The sequence below is a fragment of the Floccifex sp. genome, from assembly GCF_051873555.1.
GTDB lineage: Bacteria > Bacillota_I > Bacilli_A > Erysipelotrichales > Erysipelotrichaceae > Floccifex.
This window is the reverse complement of sequence record NZ_JBJEEY010000016.1, coordinates 1-3788: the sequence shown is the minus strand read 5'-3', so window position 1 is coordinate 3788 and position 3788 is coordinate 1. Positions and strand designations below refer to the sequence as shown.

5 protein-coding genes are annotated in these 3788 nt (G+C 30.8%); 2 read left to right on the top strand and 3 right to left on the bottom strand.

All coding sequences use genetic code 11. The features are described 5' to 3' along the window. Positions 1-158: 158 nt before the first annotated feature. Together ACI32A_RS01105 and ACI32A_RS01100 are read left to right on the top strand one after the other, a co-directional pair. Entirely contained in the window at positions 159-656 is a 498-nt protein-coding gene (locus tag ACI32A_RS01105; RefSeq protein WP_439753176.1) for an Lrp/AsnC family transcriptional regulator, read from the top strand. Beyond that, a complete protein-coding gene (locus ACI32A_RS01100; protein WP_439753175.1) occupies positions 656-1813 on the top strand; it encodes a pyridoxal phosphate-dependent aminotransferase in 1158 nt (385 codons plus the stop codon). Before ACI32A_RS01105 ends, ACI32A_RS01100 begins: the two co-directional genes overlap by 1 nt. 12 nt (positions 1814-1825) lie before the next feature. Here ACI32A_RS01100 and ACI32A_RS01095 read toward each other — a convergent pair whose 3' ends face one another. The 3 genes from ACI32A_RS01095 to ACI32A_RS01085 form a co-directional block, all read right to left on the bottom strand. Beyond that, the gene (locus tag ACI32A_RS01095) at positions 1826-2443 is read right to left on the bottom strand and encodes a vWA domain-containing protein (protein WP_439753174.1); all 618 of its coding nucleotides are present in this window, start codon (positions 2441-2443) and stop codon (positions 1826-1828) included. 70 nt (positions 2444-2513) lie between these two features. After that, positions 2514-3434 carry a macro domain-containing protein gene (locus tag ACI32A_RS01090; RefSeq protein ID WP_439753173.1) on the bottom strand — a complete coding sequence of 307 codons (921 nt, stop codon included), beginning with the start codon at positions 3432-3434 and terminating at the stop codon, positions 2514-2516. An 88-nt stretch (positions 3435-3522) separates the two neighbouring features. Beyond that, positions 3523-3756 (bottom strand): hypothetical protein, encoded by a 234-nt coding sequence (locus tag ACI32A_RS01085; RefSeq protein WP_439753172.1) that lies wholly within the window; start codon positions 3754-3756, stop codon positions 3523-3525. Between the last annotated feature and the right edge of the window lie 32 nt (positions 3757-3788).

The following is a 3788-nucleotide window of genomic DNA, read 5'->3' as shown; positions in this document are numbered from 1 at the left end:
AAAACCATTAATTGCAACTTTTACTGTCATTTCAGTAAATCCTCCTTTAAAATTCATTCTAATTATAAAATTAGTCCCCAACTTTGTCAATAAATACCTATAACGTTTCGTTTTTTCAATAAATTTATGATAGAATAATTCACAAGGAGGTTTTACACATGAATAATAATAAAATTCTTGAATTATTGGAAAACGATGCGCGTTTAAATGTTCAGGATTTAGCCGATATTTTAAATGAAGATGCTTCGGATATTAAGGAAAGCATTCAGAAAATGGAAGATGAGAAAATTATTTGTGGCTATCATACGGTAATTAACTATAATCGTGCTTTTAAAAATCGTATGATCTTGGCTTTTATTGAAGTGAGTTGTACGCCTCAGCGTAATAAAGGATATGATCAAACAGCAACAATGATTGCCAAGTATCCTGAAGTCAGCAATATGTATTTATTAAGCGGTGATTGTGATTTTCTTTGTCTAGTCGAAGGAAAAACAATGTTTGAAGTGGCTCGCTTTGTTTCAGATAAAATTGCTTGTATAGAAAATGTTATTTCAACAAAAACTTTATTTGTTTTAAAGGAATATAAAAAAAGTGGAATTGTCATGATTGATAGCGTGGATGATGATTCCAGTGATCGATTGGTTGTGACTCCATAATGAAACAAATTTCAACTACTGTAAAAAATTTAAAGCCAAGTGGTATTCGTAAATTTTTTGATTTAGCCAATGAAATTGAAGGTGTTATTTCGTTGGGTGTAGGAGAACCTGATTTTGATACTCCCTGGCATATTTGTGAAAATGCGATTCACGCTATCTCGCATGGAAAAACGCATTATACAGCCAATCGTGGTTTACTTGAATTAAGAAAAGCCATTAGTGAATTTCATGCTCTTCGCTATGGACAACGTTATAATCCAAACGATGAAATTATTGTTACGGTTGGTGGTTCTGAAGGTATTGATATTGCGATGCGTACATTATTAGATCCAGGAGATGAAGTCATTTGTATGGATCCAAATTATGTTGCTTATGCACCGGCTGTTGAATTAGCAGGCGGAAAAGTAATTACCATTGAATTAAAAGAAGAAAATGATTTTAAATTATTGCCTGAGGATTTAGAAAAAGCAATTTCTCCAAAGACAAAAGCCATGATTTTAAATTTTCCTTCCAATCCAACGGGTGGCGTTATGACATATGAGGACTATGAAAAAATTGTTCCAATTATAAAAGAGGCTGGCATCTTTGTTGTATCGGATGAAATTTATGCAGAATTAAGTTATGATCAGCCTTTTTCTTCTTTAGCACAGTTTGAAGAAGTAAAAGATCAAATCATTGTAATCAATGGTTTTTCAAAAGCATTTGCGATGACTGGATGGCGATTGGGTTATTTATTATCCAATAAAGAAATATCAGAAGCCATGAATAAAATTCATCAATATGTTATCATGTGTGCACCTGTTGCGGCTCAATATGCAGCAATTGAAGCATTGGCACATGGAATGAATGATGTCATCAAAATGAGAGATGATTATTTGAATCGTCGTAATTTATTAGTTTCCAGACTTAATCGAATGGGTTTGTCTTGTAACATGCCACATGGAACATTCTATGTGTTCCCTTCTATTAAGAAAACAGGTATGACAAGTGAAGAATTCTGTTCTAAATTACTGGAAGAAGAAAAAGTTGCTTGTGTTCCTGGAAATGCTTTTGGAAGTAGTGGTGAAGGTTTTATTCGTATTTCCTATGCTTATTCTTTAGACCACATTAAAGAAGCTTGTGATCGCATGGAACATTTTTTAAAGAATCATTTATAAAAAAAATCCGCATCAAACGGATTTTCTTTTTTTATAGTCTTCTTCAATATCTTTTTTCCAGTCATCTTGAATTTGGCTGCAACGAAAATTTGAAATAGCTTTTCCCACTGTTTCATAATTTTTTTGAATGCCTTTTTTATCATTGACATAAGAAACACTTCGACTTTCATCAATACCAAATTTCTTTCCTTCTTTTTGTGCATCAATATTTGCTCCCAGAAATAAAAATTCCCAGTTGTTTTCAATTTTTTGTCTGGTAATCATTTTCTTAATTTGTGAATACGAATATTCCTGACTGGCATTTTCATATCCATCGGTAATAATCACAAAAATTGTGTGATGGTTTTGATATGGTTTCATGCGTTGAATACTCATACCTATGGCATCTAATAAAGCTGTGCATCCTCTTACATAATATTGTTTTTCTGTCATTTTTTTTACTTTATCTAACGGTACTCTATTATGCAAAATTTCAAATTCGTCATCAAACAACATAGTTGTGACATTTACTTTTCCTTCTTGTTTCTTTTGTTTAAAAATCATTTCATTAAAACCTGAAATCGTTGATTTTTCCAATCCGTGCATGGATCCACTTCGATCTAATATAAAAACTAATTCTGTATTTTCCATATTCTTTCCTTCTTTCTTATTTGCATTATAGAAAAAAAGAAAAGAAAATAGGTCGCATGTCAAGAGACATTCAACCTAAAATTTCCAAATGATAATCAAATAAAGTTTGATTGATTTGATATATATCATAGTTTTTATTTTCAATATAGTATTGAATAATCAAATCAAATTTAGAAGCATTTGAAAAGGCAAAACCGGCTTTCATTAATAAATCAATGGTTTCATCAAGTGACAGTTCTAAAGCAATAGCCAGACATAAAACTATTTTTTTGGTAGGCTGATAATTTTTCTGGCTTCGAATTTTTGAAAAGTGTCTTCGATCGATATTGGCTTTTTTATAGACTGTTGAATCTTTTAAATTCTTTTTATCTATTTTTCTTAGAAGCATTTGCGAAAATGTTTCATTTTGTTGTTTCATCAAATCTTCTATAGAATAAGTACATACATTTCTAGTATAACATTCATAATGAATATCTACATAATGATCATCAATATATTGTTCAATTTCTGTATGAACCACTTGAATGGATTGTGAATCATATAGTACTAGATAAATATTCATTTCATTTTCGGAAAGAAAATCTTGTATGACATGTAAAGCAATTTGATAAGCTATTTCTTTTGGATAATGATAATATCCACTTGATAATAAAGGAAAAGCAATACTTTTGATATGATGAACCTTTGCGAGTTCTAAACACGAAAGATAGGATTGATATAATAATTGTTCGGCTTGTTTTTTAATTCCATCATATTCTGGACAAGCTACATGAATGATATATTTTGATAATGAAAAACCAGATGTAATAACTGCTTTTGTAAGTTCACAATATCCAATTTTTTGACACGCTTTTGTTAATTGTGATTCACCAGCCGCTTGAAAAATCGCATAGCTTGTTCCTCTACCTTGTTTTAAATATGGATTGGATGGATTCACAATGGCTTCACATTCCATCTTTGTAATATCGTTTCTTAATAAGTAAAATGGCATATTTAAATTATATCAGAAAACATAAAAGAATAAAATTTGTCATAACTACATTATAGTTTTAATCACAAAAAAAGAGTGACTTTTTTAGTCAAACTAAACAATCATTTGAATTTGAAAGCCACTCTCTTACCTGGAATATACTGCATTCTAAAATTTCCGCAATATCTTCTATTTTCATTCCTTTGATTTCCAGTTTATAAGCCGTTTTTATTTTTTCCTCAAGTTTTCCTTTTGCTTCTCCTTGAGATATTCCTTGAGATATTCCTTGAGATATTCCCTGAGCGAATCCCTCAAGTCTCCCACTTTCTCTTATTTCTTCCATGATCTCACACATGTTTTGTACCTCCATATTTC